The sequence below is a fragment of the Edaphobacter sp. genome, assembly GCF_028283685.1.
Lineage (GTDB): Bacteria > Acidobacteriota > Terriglobia > Terriglobales > Acidobacteriaceae > Edaphobacter.
The window spans coordinates 479,546-505,154 of sequence record NZ_JAPWKF010000006.1; the positions used below are offsets into that span (position 1 = coordinate 479,546).

The window sequence follows — 25,609 nt, forward strand, 5'->3', positions numbered from 1 at the left end:
TAAGATGGATCGGCGGCCTGCAATGGCCGCCGATTCTATTTACGCCACACGATCTCAGGAGAACTGTCTGATGACTGCGCCTGTACGCTTTGCAATCCTTGGCTTCGGCAACCATGCTGTCCGCCGCCTGCTGCCTGCCTTCTCGCGCAGTGAAAAAGTGGCCCTCACCGGCATGTGGCGCCGCGACCAGGAGGCCGCGAAGAAGAACTGCGCCGAGCACGGCATCGCGCACTGCTTCGCTACGCCGGAGGAACTGGTCAACTCGCCCGAGGTCGATGTCGTCTTCATCACCTCGCCCGACGCCATGCACCGCGACGATACGTTGATGGCGATCAACGCGGGTAAGGCTGTGTTGTGCGAGAAGCCGGTCTCGATGAACGCCGCCGAGGCCAGCGAGATGGCTGCCGCGGCGAAGGCGAAGGGCGTGCTCTACGGAGTGGCGCAGAACTTCCGCTACAACCGGAGCATCGACTGGATGCGCGAGCAGATCGCCGCAGGACGTATCGGCACGCCTCAGCTGGCGCAGGCCGAGTACGCTTATCCCGCCGACCGCGCACCGCGTAAGTGGATCATGGACCCGACGCTGGCCGCGGGCGGTCCCATCGCCGATGTAGGCGTTCATTGCATCGACGCCCTGCGCTACATTCTGGGCGAAGAGGTCGCCAGCGTGAGCACGGTCGCCATCAAGACGAAGCCAGAGGATCGCGTTGAGGCCATCGCCTCGCTGCAGATGGAGATGTCCGGCGGTGTGCTGGCCAACGTGAACTGCAATGCGCGCGCGCCGTATCGCACGCTGCTCTCGTTTACCGGCAGCGACGGCGTGCTGGTGGCGGAGAGCGGCTTCTCGGTCGACCGGCCGGTGGAGGTCGCGGTGCGCAAGGCGGGGGAGACGCTGGAGACGGTCACCATCGACAACAGCGACGGCTATGTGCGGATGCTGGATGCCTTCGCACGGGCGTTCACGGGCGGCGAGTCGTTTGCCGCAACCGGCGATGACGCCGTTCACAATATGGCAGCGCTGGATGCAGCCTTCCGCAGCTGGAAGACGGGAGCACGCGAGAAGACGGTTTAGGCCGTCACTCGCGTCCCGCGCAAAGCTGTCAGCCGCGCACCACGCAGGCAGTCAGATTTAGTTGAGGCCGGTGGCCAGTGCGGAGGCGCCGCCGTGGCGGCCTGCGGCGATCTCGCGCTTGGTGCCGTTGTGCATGTACTTCTTGTAGACGCTGATGTGGAAGCAGCTCTGCTGGAACTCCTCCTCCACGTCGATGCGGCCCTCCTGCGAGAGCGGCAGCAGGTAGCCGCGCAGCCAGGCGATCTCTGTGATGGAGAGGCCGTGCTTGGCCAGGTCGACGGCCTGCCCGGTCAGATGCGGCGAGGCGGTCTCGCCCTCGGCGGGAGCGGCATTGCCGTTGATGTGCTGCAGGTGCTGCTGAAACTCGACCGTACGCACTGCGGAGTTGACCTGCAGCGGTGTGTGGAAGCGGGCGTAGTGCGCGCGTGAGAGCGTGACCAGGAACTGAGCCGTCCACGGACGGGCGTAACGGCGATTGACCGGCAGGCGATCGTCGACGGTGAGAGCACTTGAGACGGGGATGCCGACCAGAAGGCGCGCCGTGCGCATGCGCTCGAGGTCGTTGTCGTCCTGGATGCGGTCGAGGCCGTCACGGTCGGCGACGACGTTCTGGCGAACCAGGATCTCGTGCGATCCGCGCATCGGCGGCGGCACGATCAGGCGGCCGCGCTTGTTGTACAGCGTCGGCAGGATCACCGGCATCGATGCCTCGTCCTCGATCGTACCCAGCCTGGGAGTGACATTGGCGGCCTGCGTCACGCTGGCCGGTGCGGTGATGCCCGGCTTTGCGGCTCCGGCGAGATCCGAGGCGCGGGCTGCTGCGAGCTTCGTCCCATGCTGCGTGGCTTGGTGGAGTTTTTCGCTTCTATCGGAGACGCCGGCTGCCTGCAGGAAGTCGGAGCGGGTCGCCTTGCGACGTCTGCCGGAGCGCGTCGAGGTGCGTTCGACCGCGGGAGCCGCGGCTGTTTTCTGCCTGGAGTGGGGTGAACGGGCGCTGACCGGAACGGCCTTGGCGGGAGCGGTTGCGGGCGCAGACTTGGCCTTGCGCGTCGAGACGCGTTTTGTCGGGGTGGTCTTTGCCGCTTCGTGTTTTGCTGGAGCAACAGTCGCCTTGCGCGCCGCAGAGCGGTGCGTTTTGTGCGAGGCTGCCAGCGACACATGTCCTGGGGACAGCAGTGCAAGAGCCAATACGGCCGTGATGAAGGCGTTCCGACGCATCCTTGTAAAACAAAGAGGGCGCGGGAACCGCCAGAGCACTTTCTACCCTAAACCCGTTGCCTTGAGTGAGTAAGTGACGAATCGGATTCCGTGTACTGATCCGTTAATATGGAAAGCAATGCGAAGTCTTTGGGGCGGCCTCGGGCTTGCCATCCTGGCCATGACGATCACAGGCTGCAATACGGTCAACCAGCCGACGCCCCCGGTTCCCGGAAGCACCAGCGATGCCGCTAGCCCGGAGTTCTACACCGGCCACGTCCGTCCCATCTTCGAGAAGTACTGCTTTCGCTGTCACGCGGGCATGAATCACCGCGGCGGCCTCAGCATGGCCACAAGCGCCAGCATGAGGAAGGGCGGCAAAAGCGGCATCGATATTGTTCCCGGCCATCCTGAATCCAGCATGATGATGAAGCTGATCCGCCATGAGGGCACGGCGCATGACCCGGAGAACATGCCGTCGAAGTCGGCGAAGCTGGCCGATGCCGACATCGCGACGGTGGAGCGGTGGATTCGCGCCGGTGCGCTAATGCCGGGCGATCCGCCGCGGCCCTAGATCTCTCGTATCTCTCTGCATCCGTAATGGATCGGTGGCGGCTGGATTTATTTCTGCTCTGTTCTGTCCTGAGTCCGCGTCTAATGCGCTATGACGCAGCAGCAGCCACGCCGTGAGAGCAGCCGATGGTTGCGCGAGGTCGCGGGGTGGGGCCTTCTCGCTGCGGGGATCGCGGGCTGCATCCTGCCGATTCTTCCGGGTGTGCCGCTGATCCTCGCTGGCCTGCTGATTCTTTCGCGTGACTATGTGTGGGCGCAGCGGGCGGTGGGCCGTGTGAAGCGCTGGGCAGTCAGGCTACGCCGCAAGGCACGCTCCCGGCGCAGCAATAACGCTGTCTCGCAGAGAAGAGTAGCCGGCAGGGACAAGGCCGAAGAGGTCTAGAGACATCCAGACCAGATATTTAGGCCGCTGCCTGGCGCAACAGGCGCTGGTAGGCCTTCAGCAGGCGCGTGCAGCGGGATTGAAGATTCAGTGTGAGAGAGGATTTGGTTCCGGCGTACTTCGCAGCGACGCCGGCCAGCGCCAGGCAGTCGTGCCATGCGCCGCCTGCCTCCTGCAGCGTCTCCATGTCCTCGGCGAACCGGCGTGCGGCGTTGCGAGTCTTCGCCGCGTTCTCTCCCATGTAGCGGGCCAGCTTGGCCGCCTTGCGAATGGCGTGCAGGCGAGCGGGATCGTCGAAGCCGCCTTGCCGGATGAAAGCCTGATCCTGAAACCATGTCGTCGCCGACCGCATCAGGAGTTGCGGTTCGAGTGAGAAGGCCTCCTGCGACTTGAGCTGCGCGGTCAGCTCCGCGAGCCGCGTCGTGAGGTCATCGTCATGCTGATGCAGGTCGCGGGTCAGCCTGACCACAGCCTTCTTCCGCTTCGTCTTCAAGCGGTCGATCAGCAGCTGCTGGTCGTGCTTCCACTGCGCGCCTCGACGCGGTGGGCGGAGTGATTCCAGGCTCTCCATCTGCACGTCGAAGTCACGTACTTTACCAGCTCTCTGACGCAGCAGCTTAAGCAGTCGCCGCAGCCGTCCCGTGTGGCGAAGACGGGGGACCTCGGCGCACAGCCTCAGCAGGGCGAGCTGCGCCTCGATCCTGCGGCTCGTGGTGCGCAGGCGATGCACGGCGTGCTCTGTGGGGTCTTTGCGGCACTCCTCGATGGCCTGCGTGATTACGGCGATGTGTTCGTCAAGCGTGCGTATCGGCCAGGCCGCGGAGGAAGTCGGTCTCATGCCCAAACAGCATGGCAGAGCGTCGTGCTTAAGACAAACGGCGCTCACGAGGAACGTGAGCGCCACTGGATGCCGTCGACAGCCAGAGAATTGTCCTGCGTTAGCTACGTGCCATGGCGATGCGCCGACGCACGCCGCCGATTGCAGCGCCTGCACCGGTGAACATCATCAGCAGCGTCGAAGGCTCGGGAACCGCAGAGGTATCGGGAGGATTCGGAATGGCGCTGCCGAAGGTCACATCGTCGAAGACGATCTGGTTTGCCGCGCCGGCGAACGAGATCGACTCTGCCGTTCCGGAGAAGCTGACGCCTACAGGAACGAAGGGGCAGAAGCCTGCGTCGTAGATTCCTGAGCATCCGCTCGACGTGAGCGACAGGTCGAGCGTCGCCAGCAGAGTTCCGGTTCCATTCAGGCCGGAGTAGACGCTCAGGCTGCCCGGCTGGTTGATGGCCGAGTAGAACAGAGAAAAGCCATCCGTGAAGCCAGCTTCGTTATTCATGTAGGTCTCGCTGCCAGAGAGGAAGAAGAGTCCGCCTCCCTGGGAGGTGGGATCGCCGAGACCGCCGCGTGAGGTGTTGGAGCAGGAGTTGCCGGGCGTATTCAGGCAGAGCGCCAGGGCATTGTCTGAAAACGAGATGCCATAGTTGTTGGAGGGACCACCAGTTCCGTTGTAATAGTCGCCGATGGGAGCGGATTGCTGACCGGCGGTAAGGATGTTCTCAAACTTCAGCACTACGGTATCGGCCGAAGCGGAGAGCGCGGAACCCACAAGAAGAGAGAGTCCAAGAAGAGAATGGTGAAGACGCATAGATGTGCTCCCGGAAAGAAACAAAATTTTTAAATTAGGCCTAGTGTGATGACTGGTAAGCACGTTGCGTTCCAAATGGTGGGAATAGTCAGGCGTTGCATTTAGAAGCAAGCCATCACTGACTAAAACAGAAAATGTGCATGATTTTGCAGCGCTGGGATAAGGGAATCGTCCTATCGAAGCCAGCTAACAGGCTGGCATACTGTTGCTCTATGAATAAAAGTGTCTTGCGCGCATCCTTGGCCATGCTTGCAGTTTCGTGCGCTGTCGCAGGCGCATCTGCCCAGACGTCGGAGCAGGGAAGGTTCATCCTGCACAAGTTTGCACGCACCAATGGTGAAGAGACCTACTCGATCACACGCAGCGGCAATGGCTTCAAGCTGACCTCCGACTTCCTCTTCACCGATCGTGGAACCAAGGTGCCGCTCAAGACGGTCTTCACCGCGACGGGCGAGCTGGAGCCGCTGACGTTGTCGCTCGACGGCCAGTCCTCGCGCATGTCGGGGCTCAAGGATTCGATGGAGTATCACGCCGACGCACAGAGCATCACGCTGGTGCGCGACGGTAAGACACAGCAGCTTCCCGCACCAAAGGGTACGTTTCTGATCGACGGCTACTCGCCTGTCACGATGCAGCAGATGTTGATGCGCTACTGGCTGCGCCACGGTAAGCCTGCATCGATTCCCACGCCCGCGGGCAGCGTCACCATCACACCTGCGGGAACACTGAGCGTTGCGGCGAACGGGCAGCAGCATGCGCTGCAGGGATACGTCATCAACGGCCTCATCTGGGGCGGTGAGACGTTGTGGATGGATGAGCGCCAGGATCTGGTGGCGCTGATCTCGACCGATGCGGAGTTCGATCACTTCGAGGCGATTCGCGATGAGTACGAAGGGGCTCTGGGCACCTTCATCCAGAACGCGGCCAACGACAATCTCGCCGCACTGGCGAAGCTCGCTGCCAGCGCGAAGCAGCCGGTGGCGCGCAATCTCGTCATCCAGAATGTCACGCTGATCGACGGCACGGGCGCGGCGCCGGTGAAGGATGCGACGGTCTTCGTGGAAGACGGCAAGATCGCCTCGATCGTCACCGCGCCGAAGCCCGAGATTCCGGCAGGTGCGACGGTGATCGATGGCACCGGCAAGTATCTGATCCCCGGCCTTTGGGATATGCACGCGCACTACGAGCAGGTGGAGTGGGGACCGATCTATCTTGCCGCTGGCGTGACCACGGCGCGCGACTGCGGCAACGAGTTCGACTTCATCACCACGGTGCGCAACACGCTGGCTGCGGGCAAGGGCATCGGTCCGGAGATCCTCATCGCCGGGGTGGTCGACGGCAACGGCCCCATGTCGCTGGGCGCAGTAACGGCCGATACGCCGGAGCAGGCGCGCGAGGTGGTGCGGCGCTACAAGGCGGCTGGCGCGATGCAGATCAAGATCTACTCCAGCCTGAAGCCGGACCTGGTGCCGGTGATCGCCGAGGAGGCGCACAAGCTGGGTATGACGGTCACGGGCCACGTGCCCAATGGCATGACCACCGAGCAGGCCGTGATGGGCGGCTACGATCAGATCAACCACATCCAGTACCCGGTGCGTGACCTGCTGCATCTTGAGCGCGGCAAGGAGATTCCTCCGGCGGACTTCTCGACGCCCGATGCGCAGCGGCAGATCGCGCTGTATAAGCAGCACCACACCGTCTTCGATGACACCATCTCGCTGTACGAAAACTTCTACCACCCTTCCAGCGTTGCCTACGCCACGCTGGAGCCGGGCGTGCTGAAGGTGGCGCCGCAGCTGGCCGAGGCCCTGGCCTCTCCCGGCGTTCCCGCCGACCGCGCGGTCATGTCGATGGCGATGTTTCACGACATGATGGCCACGGTGCGCGAGCTGCACAAGGATGGCCTGGCGATCGTGGCCGGCACCGACCAGAACATCCCAGGCTATTCGTTGCACCGCGAGCTGGAGCTGTATATCGAGGCGGGGTTCACGCCGATGGAGGCGCTCCAGGCCGCGACCAGCGTTCCGGCCCGGGTGATGGGCCTTGACAAGTCCGGTGGGAACGATTGAGCGTGGTAAGAGAGCCGATATGGTGTTGCTGGAAGCCGACCCCCTGGCGGACATCCACAACACGCGGCGGATCGTGAAGACGATATCGTCCGGTGCGGTCTACGACCCGGCACCGCTTTGGGAGTCTGTCGGCTTCAAGCCCTGAGATCTCCTGTTTTCACTGCCCGAGGAGTCCTGAAAACCACACCCGGAGTCGGAAGTTTGATCAATCGCGGTTTGCTTGTCACGGTACTTACCAGCATCGTTCTGTCATCGCATCTCACCCTGGCGCAGACGGCCCCTGCCACGGCGAAGAAGAAGTCGTCCGCCAGGACGCCTACCGCTGCGTCGGCGTGGACGCCTGATGTGCAGCAGTATCTCGGCGTCTCGCAGGGCAGCTTTACGATGGTGGGCCTTAACAGGCTGTCGAAGGCGCAGCTCGAAGCGCTGATCAGCACTGCGAAGAACGCCACTGCGGGCGATCCGAAGAAGCATCTGCTGACCTGCGGCCCCACGACACCCAGCCAGCCCGGTGTGGTGCGCGTGTGGGTGACGGTCTCGGGTGACGATGCGCAGGGCCTGCGGCTGGCGGAGATTCGCCAGGCGATTCGCGGACTGAGCGGCGTGGACGTCGTCGATGCTGCCGCCAACGCCGACCGTGCGCTGCACATCGTCATACAGGAGCAGACGCTGGGCAAGCGCATCATCGGCTATACCGCGTCGTACACGACCTCGACGCCCTGCCACGATGACACGCGCAAGGCCGATGCCGAGATCAAAGGCCAGCTCGGCACCTACACCGATCCCAAGGGAGCAGACCTCGCCCGCGATCTGGCCGGTATGCTCGATCAGGATCTGCAGGCGGTCAGGAACGGCCCGCGCTGATCGCGGACCGCTCGCCGGCTTCGGTTATTTTGCGGGCTTTGCTGCAGTGGTATCGGTAGCTGCGGTACCGGTAGCGTCTGATGCCACGCCGACCTTGCGGACGGCGGCGTCGACGACGGCGTACAGGAGCTGCTGGTTGTCGGCCCTGGCCTGCGAGCGGATGTATTCACCCGCCGTGCGGCCCGCTTCTTCGGTCGTCGGCAGTTGTATGCCGCGGTCCTTCGCCGATACGACGGCCAGCTCCTGGACGATATCGAAGAATGCATCCTCATTCTTGCCCGCCAGCTCCCAGCACTGATGGAAGGTGCAGGTGAGGATCTGCTCCTTGCTCCACTTGTGGTGTTCCTCGTTGCCGGTTGGCGTCAGCGAGACCGAGGAGTCGGGTTTGGGCGTTGCGGGCTGGGCGGTGGCTGCGGCCGGTTTCGTCTCAGGCGTCTGCGCCTGGTTGCAGCCGGTGGCGAGCAGGGAGCCTGCAGCGAGAGTGAGCAGAAGCGTTCGCGAAGAAATAGAGGCAAGAGTCATGGGTGTCCCTTTCGAAGAGAGGAGAGATCTGGTTTGCATTGTTTCCATTAGCGGTGGTGACGGTAATTGTTCCGCTTGCTGTTCTGGTTGGCCTGCCCTGCAATGGCTCCGATACCGGCACCGGCCGCGCCACCGATGAGTGCGCCCTTCAGGCCGCCGCCGAAGACCGCTCCGAGAGCGGCCCCGCCTGCGCCGCCGATGGCTGCGCCCTTGCCTGGACCGATGCCGCCACTGTCATGGCGATGATCGTCGTGGTAATAGTCGCGGTGATCGTCATAGTAGTAGTTGCCGCCGCGGCCGCCATCGCGCACGCCGCGATTGAAGTTGTTGCCGTTGCGCTGGGCCTGTAGTGGCAGCATGGTTGCAAACAGCATTGGGATGAGGAGCAAGCTGTTTCGTATGATCTTCATACGGAATTAGATGCAGTGCCAGGCGAAATCTCTGTGCTGATTTTGGATCAGGTGCGGATGAAAATTCCCGGCAAAGCGTTGTATTCCTATGCCGGTAAAGATCGCTTTGCATGGGCGGATGACACTTTTCGTGCGATTGCATCCTATGGTGCTGGAGGTGCAGCATGCGAGGTGGATTGGCTTGGTTGCTGGCAGGTGGAGCGATTGGAGCGGCGGTTACTGTGCTGGTCTTGAACAGCGAGAGTGAGCCGGAGTACGCGGGCGGCTATGACAGCGTGGATCGCGCGGCGAGGAAGACCTTTGGCTGGGGTGTGAAGCAACGCGCCGCGGGCAAGGTTGGCGGCGTTGTGGGAGCGGTGAAGGAAGGGTTCGGTCGCGCTACGGGCGATGAGGATCTTGAGGCAGAAGGCACCGTGGATCGCGTCGCGGGCAAGGTCAAGGATATTGCAGGTGAAGTGGGCACGGCTGCGGCGCAGACGATTCATGATCTGAATCGTTGATGCGTCAACGTTGCTGAGGTGCGTCAACGTTGTGTGGGGAGCGGGATCGACAGGTCCCCTCCCCCCACCGGTTTTTGCGCAAAATATTCATTTTGCGTGGCTTATTCCGGTGGTAAGGCGTAAATTCTTCCATCGAAACGACTTACATGCAAAATATTCAAAATAAATGGTTTACGGGACGGCCTACGCACTGTCTGCGGCGCGGGGTGGCGGCGTTCGGGCCCGCCGGTTTTCTGGCGTGTGGAGTCCCATTTCCATTGTAGCGGCGTGGCCAGGGTGAATCGGCAGCCTTTATCTTGCTGATCTTATGAAGTTTGCAGCGGTTGTGGGCTTGACAGCTTTGCCGGGCGATTCGTTGCCGGGCGGGCCGTTTGTCGTCTTTCTTTCAGGGGTTTCTTGCGAGGAAGAAGATGGAGTGGAGCTTTTCTTCGCCGAGGACGCGATGGAGCTCGCGGAAGGCGAAGAGCGGGACGAAGGCGCAGAAGATGATGATGGAGCGGGCGATGAGGCGTTCCAGCTCCAGCTCTTCGAGGACGGTTCCGGCGGGCTTGCCGTGGACGAGGCGCTTGATGAACTCCTCCAGCAGGTGAAAGAGGAAGACGAGCAGGGCGAAGAGCAGGGACTTCAGCAGGACAGACTGGTAGAGCGGTCTGGATTCGACGCGGCGGCCGAGGTGCAGCATCTCCCCGAGGAGGATGACCTTGCCGATGACGAGCGCGTTGAGGAGAGCGAAGGTGTAGGTGAGGGTGTCGGACTCGTCGTATCGGCGCAGCAGCAGCGCGGTGTAGGTGGTGACGGCGCAGAAGAGGATGGCGAGGTAGGCGGAGACGGCGGCGTAGTTCTTCAGTTCACGCGCGGCCCGCTGTTTGAAGCCGGGCGCGGCTGGCGGATTGGGGGAAGCCGGGTTCAGGTCCGTCGTCATGGGAGGCCTTCCTTCTCGACGACGAGGAGCGCCGTCGCTGTGCAAGGTGCGAGGCCCGGTGCGGGGATGATTCTACGGCAGGATTGACCTATACGGGTTTGGTGACTTTCACAGAAGCTGGTTCGTTCAGGTGATAGTGCCGGCAGGTGGACCACGGCCAGTCTTCGGGCTTTACGACGAGTTTGCGGGCGACCGGGTTGTGGTGCATGTACTTGAGCTTTTCGACTCGTTTGTCGCGGGTGAAGACGTTGAAGTCGTAGTAACGGGTCTGCCAGAAGGGACGTTGGGTGAGACGCTTTGACGCGGAGAGTTTGAGAGCCTGCAGGGCCTTTGAGAGTGGGACATCGGGCGGTTCGCCGATCAGCAGGTGGACGTGTTCGGGCATGACGACGTAACCGAGGACCTCGAAGTTGTAACGAGTGCGGGTGAGTTCGAGCGAGTGCAGGAAGGTGTCTCTTGCGGAGGGTGTTTTGAGATAGGGTTCCCGGTTGTAACAACTGAAGGTGATGAAGTGGTCGTCGCCTTCATCCTGATATCGCTTGAGACCCAGCGGCATGGGAAGGATTTTACTGTGCCGGAGGGGTCGGAATATTTGGTTAAGGCCGGGTGCGCCATGTTCTGAGCGGCTTTATCGCGACTAAAGGTGGGGATATTATGCGATCCGTGTTTGAGGGTGTGGAGAGTGTCGTGATTTTCGCTTCCGCGAAAATTTGCCCACCTTAGCCGCTTCGCGTCGAAGATGGGGCACCCGATTGTGGTGGTTCGGTCAGAGGTGGTCAGCCGCCGTCTCCCGTGTTGACAAGGCTGGATGGGGGAAGACGATATTTGTCTCTCCGCTTCCTCATGTGGAGGCGAGTGTCGCTATCAAGGATGCTCGCAGCGGCAATCTGGTTTTCGCATATAACGTCGATAAATCAAACGCAGCGCGAGCAAATCAGAGCACTGCGGAGGCTTGCGCCAAGCATTTGAAAGAAGCTATAGAGAAGAAGTGACGCCGGTGCGCCATCTTATTTAAAGGGTGTGGAGAGTATCGGATTTTCGCTTCCGCGAAAATTGCCCACCTTAGCCGCTTCGCGTCGAAGATGGGGCACCCGAGTTGTGGTGGTTTGGTCAGATGGGGTTTGTGGTGGTTCGGTCAGAGGTGGGTAGATGTCACTGCAGAACAAAAGGCGCGAGCTGATTGCTCGCGCCTTTGTTCTTGTAGTGATGCGGTTACTGGAGCAGCGTTCCTGTCTCCGGCTCGGTCTTTGCTTCCTCGGGTGGGATGACCACGGCTGCGGCCACCTTGTCGTCGGATTCGAGGTTGAGGAGCTTGACGCCCTGGGTGGAGCGTCCGGCGGCGCGGATGGAGCTGGTGTCGATGCGGATGATCTTGCCGAACTGCGAGATCGCCATCAGCTCGCTGGCGTCGTTGACCAGCTGGACGGAGGAGACCTTGCCGGTCTTGGCGGTGGCCTTCATGTTGATGACGCCAGAGCCGCCGCGGTTGGTGAGGCGGTACTCCTCGACGTTGGTGCGCTTGCCGAAGCCGTTCTCGGTGACGGAGAGCATGAGGCAGGGGCTGAGCCCGAGCTTTTCGTCGAGATCGTCGCGCCTGGCGTAGGCGTTGTCGCGGGCCTTCTTGGCTGCCTTGACCTTGTCGTCCTCGGTGCCGCCTGCGGCCTCGCGCGCCTTCTGCAGGGCGTCGCTGGCGGAATCGATGCTGGCGCGGATGGCGGTGAGCTCCTTGACGAGGTTCGTCTCGATGGCAAGCTCGTCGCGTCGGGTGGCACGCTGCTCGGAGGACGGTGTGACGGCGAGGCCGATCACGTAGTCGCCCTTGCGGAGGGTGATGCCCTTGTTCCCGGCGGCGTTGCGGCCCATGGGGCGGAGACCGCCGGACTTTTCGGAGTCCTTGTCGTAGAACTCGGAGAAGCGGAGGGCCATGCCGTCGTGGGTGGCGAGGAAGACGACGTCGGAGCCGCCGGTGACGCGGCAGGCGATGAGCTCATCTTCCTTGTCGATGTTGATCGCGATGATGCCGCGCGCCATGACGTTGGAGAAGTCGGGGAGCGGGGTCTTCTTGACCGTACCGTTGCGCGTGCCGAAGAGGATGTACTTGCCCTCTTCATTGAGGTCGCGGATGCCGAGGATGGTGACGACTTTTTCGCCGGGCTGCAGGGCGATGAGCGAGGCCATGGCCTTGCCCTTGCCTGCGGCGCTGATGTCGGGGATCTCGTACACCTTGAGCCAGTAGACGCGGCCGGTGTTGGTGAAGCAGAGCAGGAAGGCGTGCGTCGACTCGACGATGAGCTGCGCGACGAAGTCTTCTTCGCGGGTCTTCATGCCCAGACGTCCGGTGCCGCCGCGGCGCTGCTGGCGGTAGGTGGAGATGGGCGTGCGCTTGAGATAGCCGGTGTTGGAGATGGTGACGGCGACCTGCTCGTCGGCGATGAGGTCTTCGAGCTGGATCTCGCTGGTCTCGTCGACGATCTGGGTGCGGCGCTCATCGCCGTACCGGTCGCGGACTTCTTCGAGCTCCTTGACGATGACGCGGCGAAGCTTTTTCTCGCTGGCGAGGATGGATTCGAGCTCGGCGATGGTGTTGCGGACCTCGGAGAGTTCCTTCAGCAGCTCGTCGATCGAGAGCTGGGTGAGGCGATAGAGCTGCAGTTCGAGGATGGCGTCGACCTGACGGTAGCTGAGGATCAGCGTGCCGGTCTGCGAGAAGGTCATGTCGACGTTGTACTTGGTCGGATCGAGGGTGACGCCGGCCAGCTCCGTGCCGCGCAGGTTGATGCGCTTGCTGGAGAAGTAGCTGAAGAGGTTCTCGCGGGCATCGGCGCGGGAGCTCGACTGACGGATGATCTTGATGACGTTGTCGAGGTGGTCGAGCGCGATCTGGTAGCCGAGCAGGAGGTGCTCGCGGTCGCGGGCCTTGCCGAGGAGGAAGGCGGTGCGCCGGCGGACGACTTCGATGCGGTGATCGATGAAGGCGCGGATGGCGTGATCGAGCGGGAGGACCTTCGGCTGGCCGTTGTGCACGGCGAGGAAGATCATGGAGAAGCTCTCCTGCATGGGGGTGTGCTTGAAGAGCTGATTGAGGACGATCTGGTGCTCGGCGCCGCGCTTGAGCTCGATGACGATGCGCATGCCGTCGCGGTCGGACTCGTCGCGGACGTCGGAGATGTCGTCGATGATCTTCTCGTTGGCGAGCTCGGCGATCCGCTTGATGAGGTTGGACTTGTTGACCTGGTAGGGGATCTCGGTGACGACGATGGACTGGCGTTCCGCCGGAGATGTTCTCGGTGCCGACCTTGGCGCGCATGATGAAGCGTCCGCGGCCGGTGTTGTAGGTCTGGGCGATGCCGGCGCGGCCGTAAAGATAGCCGCCAGTGGGGAAGTCGGGTCCCTTGACGTGCTCCAGAACGATCTGGATGTCGGGGCGGATGTCGGTCTTCTCTTTACTAATCAGAGCGATGCAGGCGTTCACGACCTCGGTGAGGTTGTGTGGCGGGATGTTGGTCGCCATGCCGACGGCGATACCGCCGCCACCATTAACAATAAGGTTGGGGATGCGCGCCGGGAGAACGGTGGGCTCCTGCGTGGACTCGTCGTAGTTGAAGGCGAAGTCGACGGTGTCGGAGTCGATGTCGGCGAGCATCTCACCCGCGATACGGGTGAGGCGGGACTCGGTATAACGCATGGCGGCCGGAGGGTCGCCGTCGATGGAGCCGAAGTTACCCTGGCCGTCGACCAGCGGATAGCGCAGGGAGAAGGGCTGGGCCAGGCGGACCATGGTGTCGTAGATGGCAGAGTCGCCGTGGGGGTGATAGTTGCCCATGACGTGGCCAACGACCTTGGCCGACTTGGTGTACTTCTTATTGTGCTGGAGACCCATCTCCTGCATGCCGTAGAGGATGCGGCGATGTACGGGCTTGAGGCCGTCGCGGACGTCGGGTAGAGCGCGCCCGATGATGACCGACATGGAGTAGTCGAGATACGACCGGCGCATCTCGTCTTCAATGTTGATGGGGAGCAGGAGCGCTGCGCCGGGACCTTTAATCGTGCTGTCGGGGTTGTCGGGATTCCCGCCAAGGGGGAGCTGGGGATTCTGATCGTCTGCCATGATTGTCTCTCTTATTATAGATGGCCGCAGGAGACGATGTCCGGCTTGACGGGGGCGGCGAGTGCTTCGTTTGAGTCTCCTTCTCCGCGGAAAACCGGGAAAAGTGCGATGGCCCGGTTCCGCACGACGGGCAGCCGGCTAACGGGCGCTACAAAAAACCGAATCTCTAAAAGACCATAGCTCTTTCCAGAATTTCATGGGGCCAGAAAAGATGACGTTGCTCGTCCGCAACTAATTTCCACTCACTGTGTCTAAGGCCGCCTAATTGTTGCTATATATCGGCTTATGGACCCCTCTCATATTTATGGAATATAAAAACGCGAATAAATATAAAAAAACATAACCTCGGCACGAGGCTACTTTGATGCCGGGGCGTAACCATAACGGAATGAAGGACTCCCTAAAAAGTGACAACCTGCAGTTTTTGGCACGTGAATTGCCTTATCTAGTGATGAAAGCCACGGAAATATTCAAAGCTTGTTTCCCTGCTGTTGGGGACAGGTTCGTGGCAGTTGGCGAATACCGATTCGAAGGAACAGTTCTGCCAATTCTGTAAAGGGAGATTTTGTGAACAAAGGGCTTCAACAACTTTCGCGAGCTATTCTTTCACTGAGCCTGCTTGCCGGGGCGACCACGTTTGTGGCGACTACTCCGGTCTGGGCGCAGACGAATATTTCTGGTGACGTGACGGGAACCGTTACGGATACCTCGGGTGCAGTGATCTCTGGAGCAGACGTCGAGGTAAAGAACGTCGCCCAGGGCACGACGAAGACCACCAAGACAAACTCCTCCGGTCAGTACCGCATTCCGCTGCTGACGCCGGGCGCTTATACGATGAGCGTCACGTCTCCGAACTTCAGCTCGTCCGAAGAGAAGCTCACGATCTCGCAGGGCGTGATCACGTCGAAGAACTTCAAGCTTTCGATCGGCAGCCAGTCGACGACCATCGAGGTCAGCTCGGATGCGCAGCTTCTGCACACCGACGACGCTCAGATCTCGACCACCTACTCCTATGCGCAGGTGCAGAGCCTCCCGAACCCCGGCAACGACCTGACCTTTATCGCTCAGACGGCTCCTGGTTCGGTGATGAACACGCAGGGCGGTTACGGTAACTTCTCCAGCTTCGGTCTTCCGGCGACCTCGAACACGGTGACGACGAACGGTGGCTATGACAACGACCCGTTCCTGAACCTGACGAACTCCGGCGCGACCAATCTGCTGCTGGGCAACAACGATATTGATACGGTCACCGTGGTTTCGCCGGCATACGGCGCGGCGTACGGCGGCCTCGCAGGCGCTCAGATCTCCGAGATTTCGCGCTCCGGCGCGAACTCCGTCCACGGAAACCTGACCTACCAGTGGAACGGCAGCGCGCTGAATGCGAACAGCTGGTTCAACAACAACGCAGGCGATCCCAAGGGCCGCAGCAACTCCAACCAGTGGGCGGCTGCTATCGGTGGACCGATCAAGAAGGACAAGGCGTTCTTCTTTATCAACACCGAAGGCCTGCGCGTTGTGATTCCGGTTCGTACAACGGTTTATGCTCCGAGTTCTGCTTGGCAGAGCGACATCTTGTATCCGACAGCAAAAACGACCGCCCTAGTGCCCTACGGTAACTTGGCTGCGAACGGAAACTCAGCTGAGGCTCCGCTTTATCAGACCATGTTCGACTACTACAACAATGCTCCGGGCGCGCAGAATCAGATTCCGTCAACGTCGGGTGATCCTCGCTTCGTGCAGTACAACGCACAGACGACGAACTTTGCCCAGGAATGGATCATCACGGGCCGCTTCGACATCAACCTGTCGAGCAAGGACAAGTTGTTCGTCCACTATAAGCAGGACAAAGGTATTCAGCCGACGCAGACCAACGTGCTGAGCCCGCTGTTCAACGCAAACAGCCCACAGCCCAGCTACGAGGGCCAGCTGAACTGGACGCGCAGCATCTCGCCGAACATTACGAACCAGTTCGTGCTTACGGGCAGCTACTACCGTGCAATCTTCAGCAACACCAATGCTGCCGAGGCAAATGCGAGCGTTCCGTTCGTGCTAACCAACTACGATGGCGATTGGGCCAATAATGTGCTTGGCACATCGAACATCGGCGGCGCAAATTACGCCTTCCCCCAAGGTCGTCTTGTCACGGGCTATCAGGCGGTGGATGACCTGACCATCAACAAGGGCAAGCATACCTTTACGATGGGTTACAGTCTTCGTCGCAACTTGGTTACGGACTACGGCCTGTCGGAGTACACCACGCCTCGTGAAGAGTCTCTGGACAGCTCTGATTTTGCTGCCGGTTACTCTGATTTGTGGGTGCAGCGCTTTCCGACCAGCCTGACGGAGCCGCTTGCTGTCTACAACATGGGCGCCTACTTCCAGGATCAGTGGAAGGTTGCCCCGAACCTGACGTTGACTGCAGGTATCCGTTTCGAACACAATGCGAACCCCACCTGCGCCAAGTCCTGCTTCTCAAATCTGTCGGGACAGTTCTCGGGCTTGCCGACCACAAGCACGACGCCTTACAACCAGCTGTTCTCCAGTGGACGCAAACAAGCGTTCCTGAATCAGCAGGCGGTGGGTATCAACCCGCGTATCGGGTTCGCTTACCTGCCGAACTCCAAGACGACGATCCGTGGCGGCTTCGGTCTTTTCACGGATACCTTCCCGGCTCAGATCGCCAGCGATCTGGATTCGAATGCTCCGAACGTTGCACGCTTCAGCATTCAGGGCGCTGCTTATGGTAATAACTACGCTCTTGATCCAGCACTCGACAGCAGTGCGGGAGTCGTTGCTGCGAACTCGGCAACAGCCTTCCAGAGTGCGTATGCTGCTGGTGGAAGCTACACCTCGATCTATAACGCGACCGGAGGCAAGTTTGCCCGTCCTTCGTTCATTGCGACACAGCCCAAGGTCTTCATGCCCACAACGGAGATCTGGAGCCTTGCGGTAGAGCGTCAGCTTGATTCGAAGACGGTGGTCTCTGCGACGTATGTTGGAAACCACACCTACCACGGTGCAGTCTTGAATGCCGGTCTCAATGCCTTCGGCGACGTCAGCGGTCTGCCGACTTCCCGACCGAACAGTTCGTTGAACGTTGTTTCAATCTACAACAGCGCGAACCAGGCGAACTATAACGGTGTTGTTATTACGGCGAACCGTCATCAGAACTGGCTGACGCTGGGCTTCAACTATACCTGGAGCCATGCGCTTGACCTGGTCTCGAACGGTGGCTTCAACGCCTTTGGTAACAACCCCATCGGGCAGCTGAACCCGTACAACCTGAGCCAGAACTACGGCAATGCGGATTACAACGTGAAGAATTACATCAGCGCGAACTACATCATCGACATCCCCGCTTCGCGTGGACCGAGGGTGCTGGTGAAGGGCTGGCAGGTTGCCGGAACAGTCTTCCACAGCTCCGGTCTTCCATTCTCAGTGGTTGATGGGAACACGGTGCCGTCGGGTTATAGTGGCACGCTGTTCGCAGACCAGCTGAACAACAACTTCTCGCATAACTGCGGAGGATCGACGCACGCAGGAGCCAACGGTACACCCTGTGACTTCGGTGCTGCAGGAAGCAGCAGCGCCGGTTTTGCGAGCTTCGATAATGCAACGAGCTTTGGCACGCAGGGGCGTAATACGCTTGTTGGCCCGGGCTACACCGATACCGACCTGACCCTGACCAAGAGCTTCGATATTCCTCTGCACGAGGCGAAGCTGAAGGTTGGAGCTCAGTTCTTCAACATCCTCAACCACCCCAACTTCGCGATTCCTTCGAACGACGTTGCCGCCGGAGCCGGAACGACGGGTCTGATTCAGAGCACGGTGAGCACGCCTACCTCGATCCTTGGATCGTTCCTGGGTGGCGATGCTTCGCCCCGTCTGATTCAGCTGGTTGGAAAGATCAACTTCTAACTCAACCTCCTCGTTATGAGGGACGGCGGAGAGCTTATGCTCTCCGCCGTTTTGTTTTTTGTGGGAGACGGGAAATCAGGGTTCTTTCCGCCCGCGGCTGTGCGGTGCTTGGGCAGATTGGTTTGCAAGAGGGTGGGTGTGGGGATGAGAATCTGTGCGGGTATCGAATGTGCGACTGATTGTGTCGCATATTTTTATTGATGTAGGACCAACATTGTCTTATATTCGATTTATCGTTATTTTTTCAGCTGGCAAACGGGTTTAGACCATTGTGCGGGCTGTGTTGTGAAGTGGAGCGGAAAGAAAGATCCTCGCGGGTTATCTCTTGGCGGAGACCGCGAGGATCGGGGTCTACAGGTTATTCGAATCGATTCGAAGGCCGTAGATTGTTGTGATTATAGGAGCGCGGTTGACCATCTTCAACCGGCGCTCCTCTCTTACCTCCTCCATTTCGATTGATTGAGATTGGTGTCCCCTGCGCAGCACTGAGAAAGATGGCGCATGGGTTTCCGCTGGTTGCGTCTGCGGTAGGCAGTCAGCGCTTTGGGAATGGAGATAGACGATGAGTGGAGATGCGCGCAGTAAGGTTCCTGGAAAGACAGCGGTTGTGACGGTGGGGTCGCCGACGCCGGTGATGGGGATGAGGAGCCGTTTCGGTCTTACCTCCGCTTCGGTCTCGCGTAAGCTGACGCCCTGGTTCGCAACGACTGCGGTTGCGGTTGCTGCTCTGGTCTCGGGTGGTTCCGAGTCGGCGCACGCGCTGGAGACGCCGAAGGACGCTGGTACGCCGAACACCCGCGAGGCGGCTCCGGAGCCCGGTCAGCAGGCATCCAGCCAGACGGTGCACAACTTCAACATTCCTGCGGGATCGCTTGGCGATATCGCCGCGGCGCTGCAGAAGGAGACGGGCGTCGTCATCGTTGCTCCGGCGGACACGGTGGGCAGCGTGCCGTCGCCGGGGGTCAAGGGTGTGATGACCCTGGAAGATGCGCTTCAGGTGGCATTGAAGAACACGGGCATCGCCGCCAAATTCGTCGCCAGCGATCGCGTGGTGCTGGATCTTCGCGGCAACGAAGAGAACATGACGGTCACGACGGATGTTCTGCCCTCGCCCAAGTACACGGCTCCTCTGCTGGACCTTCCGCAGACGCTGACCATCATTCCGCAGGACGTGGTTCAGTACTCGGCATCGACCACGCTGGCGGATGCGCTGCGTACGGTTCCCGGCATTACGTTTGGAGCGGGTGAGGGCGGCAATCCGCTGGGCGATCGCCCGTTCATTCGTGGTGTGGATACACAGTCGAGCACTTATATCGACGGCATGCGCGATGTGGCGGCGCAGTCGCGAGAGGTCTTCGATGTGGAATCGATCGCGGTGTCGCAGGGCGCCAGCGGTGTGAACGGCGGTCGCGGCACGGCGGGCGGCAGCATCAACATGGACAGCAAGATGGCCCAGCGCAAGAACTTTATTGCGGGCACGTTTATGCCTGGCAGCGCGCAGATGCTGCGTGGCACGGTGGACGGCAACACGAAGGTCAATAACTGGCTGGATGGCCGTTTGAACGGCATGTGGACCAACTACAACGTCAATGGCCGTAACTATGTGAATTATGGCCGCTGGGGCGTGGCGCCGTCGGTGACGATCGGACTGGGTGGTCCGACGCGTCTTTACCTGAACTACTACCACATGATCTCGAACGGCATGCCGGACCCTGGAATGCCATACAACAATCCAGCTCTGCCCACGGTCCAATACAACGTACCGCAGGTCCTGCAGCCGGGTGACGGCCAGCCGCTGAATATCATGAGCCGGTCGACCTTCTACGGCCTGCTGGGCCGCGACTATCGGCAGGAATCGGCGAAGGCGGCGACGGGCCGTATCGAGCGCGACCTGTGGGGCGAGCGGCACGTTATCCGCAATACCTTCCGCTACAGCATCAACGGGCAGAACTACATTACGTCGATGCCTGATGACAGCAAGGGCAACCTTTATTACGGCATGATCTTCCGTCGTCAGAACAATCGCGTTACGGGTGTTCATGCGGCGATCAATCAGACGGATCTGTCCGGTCAGTTCAAGACGGGCTCGATGAGCCACACGTATGCCACGGGCATGGAGTTCTCCAGCGAGCGCGGCAACAACGACAACTACACGATCAATACGAATGCCACGCCGGGTAGTGCGACCGCATCGGAGAACTGTACGCTTGGCGCTGGCGCGGTATCAAACTACAACTGCACCAGTATCTTCAACCCGAATGCGCACGATCCGTGGAATGGTTCCATTGTGCGCAGCTACAACCCGTCGAACTCGAAGATCACGTCCAAGTCGGTCTATGGCTTCGATACGATTCAACTGATTCCGCACCTGCAGACGACGATTGGCGTACGGTACGACAACTACAACTCGACGTTCATCTCGACGCGAGCGGCCGGAACGAATGTCCGCACTCCATACTCGCGTACGGATAATCTGCTGAACTATCAGGCGGGGCTTGTCTATAAGCCGACGTTGTGGAGCAGCCTCTACGGCTCGATCAGCACGTCGGCGACGCCGACCGGAAACGCACTGGCGCAGGGTGTTGATTCCAGCGCGCTCAGCAGCACGGTCAACGCCAATCTGGCACCTGAGAAGAATCGCACGATTCAGGTCGGTACAAAGATGGATGTGCCGCATACCAAGGCGCTGTTTGAAGCGGCGTGGTTCCAGAGCAATGTGGACAATGCCCGCATCACGCTGACGGATGGCTCCGTCGCATCGGCCGGTGAGAAGCGTGTCCGTGGCGTCCAGTTCTCAGTGACTGGCCAGGTCACGCGGAAGTTGCAGGCCTTCGCCGGCTACACGTACATGAATGCGGTCCTCGTCAGCGTCGGTGGCGCGGGTGCGGCGGCAGGTCTGCAGAACGGCACTTCCTTCCCCAATACGCCAAAGAACAGCGTAGCGGTCACCATGTACTACAGCATTACCTCGAGGTTTATGGTGGGTGGCGGAGTGTATGCGATGTCGAAGGTCTGGGGCAACCAGTCGACCAACAAGTGGGTTCCTGGTTATGGCCGCGTTGATCTCGTCGGCGCCTACAAGATCAATAAGCATCTGAACCTGCAGGCGAACCTGCAGAACGCCGGCAATGTGACGTACTACAGCCAGGCGTACACGACGCACTTTGCGACGCTGGCACCGGGACGTGCAGGGACGGCGGCTCTCAACTTCAGCTTCTAACCAATGAACGAAACAGATACAAACTCGCTGAGCCTCGTGCGCGCCGCAGCTGAACGCGGTGTTGCCGAGGCTCAGCTGCTTTATGGGCAGATGCTGCTGGAGGGACGGCTGGTGCAGCGTGCGCCCTCTGACGCTCTGCACTGGTTTGAGCGGGCGGCCAAGGGCGGCAATGTGATGGCCATCAACATGGTGGGGCGCTGTCTCGACCAGGGGTGGGGCGTGGCGCGCAGTCCGCGCATGGCGATGAAGTGGTTTCGCAAGGCGGCGGAGATGGGGCTCGACTGGGGGATGTACAACCTGGCCACGCTGCTGGTGCTGGGTGAAGGCGACGTTCCGGAAGACCGTGTGCTGGCGCTGTACTGGCTGCGCAAGGCGATTGAGCTTGGGCATGTGAAGTCGATGAATATTGTCGGCGGGTTTTATGAGGACGGCTGGGTCGTTGAAAAAGATCTCGGCCAGGCGCGTGAGCTTTACCAGAAAGCTGCACGTGGAGGGGATTTTCGCGGGCAGTTCAACTATGCCCGCATGCTGGCAGACGGGGGCGATGTGGTTGGCGCGCTCTTCTGGCTGAAGAAGGTGCCGGAGACAGCGACGCCGGCGTTCATGAGCAAGATGCGGCGGTTCCTGATGGACTCGCCGATGCAAGCACTGCGCGACTATGCCGCAACCATCGCTGAGAGCAGTGAAGAGACGGTGATGTCGGTTGTAAGCGAACCCACTGCGGCAGGCGCTGCGTTTTGACGCAGCCAATTCAGAGAGAAGATTTGAGGACGACATGCTGATTCAAGTTCCCGATGTGCTGAGCCAGGACGAGGTGGTTCAGTTTCGCAACAAGCTGGACAATACGGACTGGGTCGACGGCAAGGTAACGGCTGGCTACCAGTCGGCTCGTGTGAAGGACAACCTGCAGCTGCCGGAGAGTAATCCCGTAGCGATCGAGCTGGGGCAGAAGGTGCTGCAGGCTCTGGAGAGGAGCCCGCTGTTTATTGCAGCTGCGCTGCCTGCGAAGATCTTTCCTCCGCTGTTCAACCGCTACGAGGGCGGGCAGTCGTTCGGCAGTCATGTCGACAACTCCATCCGCCGGGTTCAGGCGACGGGCGAGTATGTTCGCACCGACCTGTCGGTGACGCTGTTTCTGAGCAGTCCCGAAGAGTATGAGGGCGGCGAGCTGATGGTGGAAGACACCTATGGCATGCATTCGGTGAAGCTGCCTGCGGGGCACCTGGTGCTGTATCCGTCGACGAGCCTGCATCATGTGCGCCCGGTGACGAGCGGCAGCCGCGTGTGCTCGTTCTTCTGGCTGCAGAGCATGATCCGGAGCGATGCGCACCGCAGCCTGCTGCTGAATCTCGATGTGTCGATTCAGCGACTGGGCGGCGATGTGCCGGATCATCCGTCGCTGGTGGAGCTGACGGGCGTGTATCACAACCTGCTCAGGCTCTGGGCAGAGGTTTAAGAGAGAGAAAAAAGCAAACGAAGCGGCCCGGGGTGTATCAGTCCTGGGCCGCTTCGTTGTTGCAGACTTCGAGATGTTGCTCTTCCTGTTCGACGGCGACGGCCTCCAGGCAGGGCAGGAACAGCGAGAAGACGGTGCCGTGGTGGATGGCATGCTGGCTGCTGCGCACGCTCAGGTGGCCGTGATGGCGTTCGACGATGCCATGCGAGATCCATAGGCCGAGACCGTTTCCATTGAGTTCTTTGGTGGTGTAGAACGGCTCGAAGACGCGCTCGCGCACATCGGAGGACATGCCGTGGCCGGTGTCGGCGATGGTGATGCGTATCCCCTTGCGCGCGCCGGTGCCTCCGGGGACCATGTCGGTGGAGTCGTGAGCGCGGACCACGAGCCGGCCGCTGTGCCGCATGGCGTCGATGGCGTTGGCGATGAGGTTGTTGAGGACCTGGCGGATATCGTTTTCGAGGCAGAGGATGGGTGTCGAGGTGAAGTAGCCGGATTCGACGCGGATGCCGGAGTTGGCGAGTCGTCCCTGGTAGAGATTCAGCACGGCTTCGACGAGATCGAATGCCGTGACGTAGGTCGGGTTGACGGCCTGACGATGGAAGCGCAGGGTCTGCGTGGCGATCTGGCAGACACGCGCCAGTTCGCTCTGCGCGGTGTTGACGTAGTCGGCAAGGCTGGGCGGCAGCTCGGCGGATCCCTTGATGAGATACAGCAGGTTGGTGATCGCTTCGAGAGGGTTATTAATCTCGTGTGAGATGGAGCTGGCAAGCCGTCCGACGGCGGCGAGCTTCTCGCTCTGCACGAGAGCCTGCTCGGCCTTCTTCTGATGCGTGATCTCCTGGATGACGGCGGCGATGGCCTCGACCTGGCCGTCGCTGCCGTGCAGCGGAGAGTAGTTGGTGTTCCAGTAACGTCGGTCGCCGGGGCGCGTGGTCAGCTCGCCTTCAAAGATATGGTTGCGGATGGTGTTGCCGTGGGCGACCTGACGGAAGAGCTCTTCGATGTCTTTGAGCGGAGCGATCTCGGTGATGCGCCGTCCGAGGATCTGCTCCCGCGGCAGGCCGATGATCTCGACCTGGCGATCGTTGACGCGGAGGTAGCGGAACTCGACGGGATCGAAGAGCGCGAGGCCGATGGGCGCGGTGCGATAGATGGTCTCCAGCTCGGCTCTCTGCTGCTCGGTCTCTTCCTGGCGCTGCTGGAGCATCTCGGCGAAGGTCTTTCGGTCGTTGATGTCGGTGTTGACGCCGAGCCAGCTCAGGATGGTGCCGTTGTCATCGAGGACGGGCTGGGCGCGAATCCACCACCAGCGGCTCCTGCCGTCGGTGGCGCGGATCATGCGGGCTTCGATGTCGAGATCCTGGCCCATGGAGACGCTGCGCGACCAGGCCTCGCGGACGCGGTCGCGGTCTTCGGCGTGGAACATCTGCGACCAGTCGGCGCGGAGCAGCTCGTCTTCGGTGATGCCGAGATAGTCGAGCAGGCCCTGGTTGGCGTAGGTGGGCTGGCCGTCGGCGTCGGAGGACCAGATGGCCTGCGGATTGAGTTCGGCCAGGGTGCGATAGCGTGCCTCGCTGGCGGAGAGAGCCTGCTCCTGCCGCTTGCGATCGGTGACGTCGATGGAGAGTCCGCGCAGCCGGCGGGGAATTCCTTCGGCGTAGGTGACCTGGATGCGGGATTCGATCCAGATCAGGCCACCATCGGCGGCGAGGATGGGGGCGTCGACGACGACCATCTCCCCGGTATCTTTGCTGGAGCGGATACGTTCGATGATGGCGGGAAGATACTCCGCGGGAGTGTACCGACGCAGATCGTCGATGGTCCTGAGCTCTTTGAAGGGATGGCCGAAGACGGGATAGGAGTCGGCACCGAAGATGATCTGCCGGGTGGCGAGGTCGGCCTCCCAGGTGGCCACGTGGGCCAGCTGCTGCACTGCCGACAACACCTGCTGCTGCAGGTGAAGGACATGGTCGGACTGGCGGCGTGCGGTGATATCGCGGAAGAAGATGACGACGCCCTCTTCGAAGGGGAGCACCTGGATGGAGAGGTAGATGTTCAGCGGCTCGGGGTAGAAGTCTTCGAACTCCCCGGGGATGCCCTCGTCCATGGCGCGTGCATAGTGATAGCGGTAGAGGCCATGCTCGCGCGCAAAGGGAAACTCGTCCCAGAGGTTCTTTCCGATGAGGTCGCCCTTGATGGAGAGCAGCTCACGGGCGCGGCGATTCAGGTAGGTAAAGCGGTACTCGCGGTTGAGGCTGACGACGGCATCGGTGGTGGTGTCGAGCACCTGCCGGAGCTGCCAGGTGGCAGCGTCGCGCAGCAGCTCTGCTCCCTTGCGGTCGGTGATATCGCGGTAGACGACGCAGATGCCGTCTTCGACGGGCATCACCTGGATGTCCAGCCAGATGTCGAAGCGCTTGCTGTAGTGCTCGAGCCGCGTGAGGACGCGCGTCTCCATAACCTCGCAGTAGGCGCGATGGAGCGGCGTGCCTACGTTCTCCGGGAAGATATCCCAGATGGGGAGGCCCTCCAGGTGATGAGACTCAATCTGGGAGAGCCTGCGGCCTGCGGCGTTGGCGTAGGTCAGCCGCCACTCACGGTCCAGGCAGATTACCCCATCGGGGATGAGCGCAAGGACCCCCACCAGGCGCTCGTTGCGCAGATCGTCTACTCGCCGCCCGGATCTCGGGTGGGTGGATGAATCCGTCGGCGATCCGGCGGGCGGATTGGACTCAGGATGGGGCATC

Annotated in this window: 19 protein-coding genes and 1 pseudogene; 11 read left to right on the forward strand and 9 right to left on the reverse strand. The window is 60.9% G+C overall.

Annotation, left to right across the window (positions count from 1 at the left end; genetic code table 11):
* The first annotated feature begins 70 nt into the window (after positions 1-70).
* Positions 71-1,072 carry a Gfo/Idh/MocA family oxidoreductase gene (locus tag PW789_RS10600; RefSeq protein ID WP_299375567.1) on the forward strand — a complete coding sequence of 334 codons (1,002 nt, stop codon included), beginning with the start codon at positions 71-73 and terminating at the stop codon, positions 1,070-1,072.
* Between the two features lie 57 nt (positions 1,073-1,129).
* On the opposite strand, the gene PW789_RS10605 is transcribed toward PW789_RS10600, so the two are convergent.
* Positions 1,130-2,290, reverse strand: coding sequence for a DUF5715 family protein (locus tag PW789_RS10605; RefSeq protein WP_299375569.1), 1,161 nt, complete (start codon positions 2,288-2,290; stop codon positions 1,130-1,132).
* A gap of 118 nt (positions 2,291-2,408) precedes the next feature.
* Here PW789_RS10605 and PW789_RS10610 point away from each other — a divergent pair, with 118 nt between their 5' ends.
* Both PW789_RS10610 and PW789_RS10615 read left to right on the forward strand, forming a co-directional pair.
* Complete coding sequence (locus PW789_RS10610) at positions 2,409-2,843, forward strand: c-type cytochrome domain-containing protein (protein WP_299375571.1); 435 nt, start codon at positions 2,409-2,411, stop codon at positions 2,841-2,843.
* Positions 2,844-2,933: 90 nt separating this feature from the next.
* Positions 2,934-3,224, forward strand: a complete 291-nt coding sequence (locus PW789_RS10615) for a PGPGW domain-containing protein (RefSeq protein ID WP_299375573.1) — start codon at positions 2,934-2,936, stop codon at positions 3,222-3,224.
* A 19-nt stretch (positions 3,225-3,243) separates the two neighbouring features.
* On the opposite strand, the gene PW789_RS10620 is transcribed toward PW789_RS10615, so the two are convergent.
* Positions 3,244-4,062, reverse strand: a complete 819-nt coding sequence (locus PW789_RS10620) for a CHAD domain-containing protein (RefSeq protein WP_299375575.1) — start codon at positions 4,060-4,062, stop codon at positions 3,244-3,246.
* 100 nt (positions 4,063-4,162) lie between these two features.
* Positions 4,163-4,870, reverse strand: a complete 708-nt coding sequence (locus PW789_RS10625; protein ID WP_299375578.1) for a PEP-CTERM sorting domain-containing protein — start codon at positions 4,868-4,870, stop codon at positions 4,163-4,165.
* A 227-nt stretch (positions 4,871-5,097) separates the two neighbouring features.
* On the opposite strand from PW789_RS10625, the gene PW789_RS10630 reads away from it, so the two are divergent.
* Genes PW789_RS10630 through PW789_RS10640 form a run of 3 tightly spaced genes read left to right on the forward strand, consistent with a single transcriptional unit; the run spans position 5,098 to position 7,803 of the window.
* Complete coding sequence (locus tag PW789_RS10630) at positions 5,098-6,939, forward strand: amidohydrolase family protein (RefSeq protein ID WP_299375580.1); 1,842 nt, start codon at positions 5,098-5,100, stop codon at positions 6,937-6,939.
* A 19-nt stretch (positions 6,940-6,958) separates the two neighbouring features.
* Positions 6,959-7,084 carry a hypothetical protein gene (locus tag PW789_RS10635; protein ID WP_299375582.1) on the forward strand — a complete coding sequence of 42 codons (126 nt, stop codon included), beginning with the start codon at positions 6,959-6,961 and terminating at the stop codon, positions 7,082-7,084.
* A 56-nt stretch (positions 7,085-7,140) separates the two neighbouring features.
* A complete protein-coding gene (locus PW789_RS10640) occupies positions 7,141-7,803 on the forward strand; it encodes a hypothetical protein (RefSeq protein ID WP_299375584.1) in 663 nt (220 codons plus the stop codon).
* A gap of 24 nt (positions 7,804-7,827) precedes the next feature.
* Here PW789_RS10640 and PW789_RS10645 read toward each other — a convergent pair whose 3' ends face one another.
* Positions 7,828-8,325, reverse strand: a complete 498-nt coding sequence (locus PW789_RS10645) for a hypothetical protein (protein ID WP_299375586.1) — start codon at positions 8,323-8,325, stop codon at positions 7,828-7,830.
* Between the two features lie 47 nt (positions 8,326-8,372).
* Positions 8,373-8,714: a hypothetical protein gene (locus PW789_RS10650; RefSeq protein ID WP_299375588.1), complete on the reverse strand. Its 342-nt coding sequence runs from the start codon at positions 8,712-8,714 to the stop codon at positions 8,373-8,375.
* Between the two features lie 197 nt (positions 8,715-8,911).
* Between PW789_RS10650 and PW789_RS10655 the strand changes: the two genes are divergently transcribed.
* Complete coding sequence (locus PW789_RS10655; RefSeq protein WP_299375590.1) at positions 8,912-9,235, forward strand: CsbD family protein; 324 nt, start codon at positions 8,912-8,914, stop codon at positions 9,233-9,235.
* Between the two features lie 385 nt (positions 9,236-9,620).
* On the opposite strand, the gene PW789_RS10660 is transcribed toward PW789_RS10655, so the two are convergent.
* From PW789_RS10660 to gyrA, 3 genes and pseudogenes are all read right to left on the reverse strand, one after another.
* Positions 9,621-10,157, reverse strand: coding sequence for a hypothetical protein (locus tag PW789_RS10660; protein WP_299375592.1), 537 nt, complete (start codon positions 10,155-10,157; stop codon positions 9,621-9,623).
* 88 nt (positions 10,158-10,245) lie between these two features.
* Positions 10,246-10,713 (reverse strand): transposase, encoded by a 468-nt coding sequence (locus tag PW789_RS10665; RefSeq protein ID WP_299375594.1) that lies wholly within the window; start codon positions 10,711-10,713, stop codon positions 10,246-10,248.
* A 656-nt stretch (positions 10,714-11,369) separates the two neighbouring features.
* Positions 11,370-14,265, reverse strand: a pseudogene (gene gyrA, locus PW789_RS10670) (DNA gyrase subunit A).
* A gap of 567 nt (positions 14,266-14,832) precedes the next feature.
* Here gyrA and PW789_RS10675 point away from each other — a divergent pair.
* The 4 genes from PW789_RS10675 to PW789_RS10690 all read left to right on the forward strand — a co-directional run bounded on the left by PW789_RS10675 (position 14,833) and on the right by PW789_RS10690 (position 22,859).
* Complete coding sequence (locus tag PW789_RS10675) at positions 14,833-18,183, forward strand: carboxypeptidase regulatory-like domain-containing protein (RefSeq protein ID WP_299375596.1); 3,351 nt, start codon at positions 14,833-14,835, stop codon at positions 18,181-18,183.
* A 562-nt stretch (positions 18,184-18,745) separates the two neighbouring features.
* Positions 18,746-21,403 carry a TonB-dependent siderophore receptor gene (locus tag PW789_RS10680; RefSeq protein WP_299375598.1) on the forward strand — a complete coding sequence of 886 codons (2,658 nt, stop codon included), beginning with the start codon at positions 18,746-18,748 and terminating at the stop codon, positions 21,401-21,403.
* Positions 21,404-21,406: 3 nt separating this feature from the next.
* Positions 21,407-22,144: a tetratricopeptide repeat protein gene (locus PW789_RS10685; RefSeq protein WP_299375600.1), complete on the forward strand. Its 738-nt coding sequence runs from the start codon at positions 21,407-21,409 to the stop codon at positions 22,142-22,144.
* Between the two features lie 34 nt (positions 22,145-22,178).
* A complete protein-coding gene (locus PW789_RS10690; RefSeq protein WP_299375602.1) occupies positions 22,179-22,859 on the forward strand; it encodes a Fe2+-dependent dioxygenase in 681 nt (226 codons plus the stop codon).
* Between the two features lie 37 nt (positions 22,860-22,896).
* On the opposite strand, the gene PW789_RS10695 is transcribed toward PW789_RS10690, so the two are convergent.
* Positions 22,897-25,608, reverse strand: coding sequence for a PAS domain-containing protein (locus tag PW789_RS10695; RefSeq protein ID WP_299375604.1), 2,712 nt, complete (start codon positions 25,606-25,608; stop codon positions 22,897-22,899).
* Position 25,609 lies beyond the last annotated feature (1 nt).

Excerpts from the sequence above, each read along its gene's own strand:
- PW789_RS10600 (WP_299375567.1), top strand. The coding sequence starts at position 71 with ATGACTGCGCCTGTACGCTTTGCAATCCTTGGCTTCGGCAACCATGCT.
- PW789_RS10605 (WP_299375569.1), bottom strand. The coding sequence starts at position 2,290 with ATGCGTCGGAACGCCTTCATCACGGCCGTATTGGCTCTTGCACTGCTG.
- PW789_RS10610 (WP_299375571.1), top strand. The coding sequence starts at position 2,409 with ATGCGAAGTCTTTGGGGCGGCCTCGGGCTTGCCATCCTGGCCATGACG.
- PW789_RS10615 (WP_299375573.1), top strand. The coding sequence starts at position 2,934 with ATGACGCAGCAGCAGCCACGCCGTGAGAGCAGCCGATGGTTGCGCGAG.
- PW789_RS10620 (WP_299375575.1), bottom strand. The coding sequence starts at position 4,062 with ATGAGACCGACTTCCTCCGCGGCCTGGCCGATACGCACGCTTGACGAA.
- PW789_RS10625 (WP_299375578.1), bottom strand. The coding sequence starts at position 4,870 with ATGCGTCTTCACCATTCTCTTCTTGGACTCTCTCTTCTTGTGGGTTCC.
- PW789_RS10635 (WP_299375582.1), top strand. The coding sequence starts at position 6,959 with ATGGTGTTGCTGGAAGCCGACCCCCTGGCGGACATCCACAACACGCGG.
- PW789_RS10645 (WP_299375586.1), bottom strand. The coding sequence starts at position 8,325 with ATGACTCTTGCCTCTATTTCTTCGCGAACGCTTCTGCTCACTCTCGCT.
- PW789_RS10660 (WP_299375592.1), bottom strand. The coding sequence starts at position 10,157 with ATGACGACGGACCTGAACCCGGCTTCCCCCAATCCGCCAGCCGCGCCC.
- PW789_RS10665 (WP_299375594.1), bottom strand. The coding sequence starts at position 10,713 with ATGCCGCTGGGTCTCAAGCGATATCAGGATGAAGGCGACGACCACTTC.
- PW789_RS10680 (WP_299375598.1), top strand. The coding sequence starts at position 18,746 with ATGAGTGGAGATGCGCGCAGTAAGGTTCCTGGAAAGACAGCGGTTGTG.
- PW789_RS10685 (WP_299375600.1), top strand. The coding sequence starts at position 21,407 with ATGAACGAAACAGATACAAACTCGCTGAGCCTCGTGCGCGCCGCAGCT.
- PW789_RS10690 (WP_299375602.1), top strand. The coding sequence starts at position 22,179 with ATGCTGATTCAAGTTCCCGATGTGCTGAGCCAGGACGAGGTGGTTCAG.
- PW789_RS10695 (WP_299375604.1), bottom strand. The coding sequence starts at position 25,608 with ATGCCCCATCCTGAGTCCAATCCGCCCGCCGGATCGCCGACGGATTCA.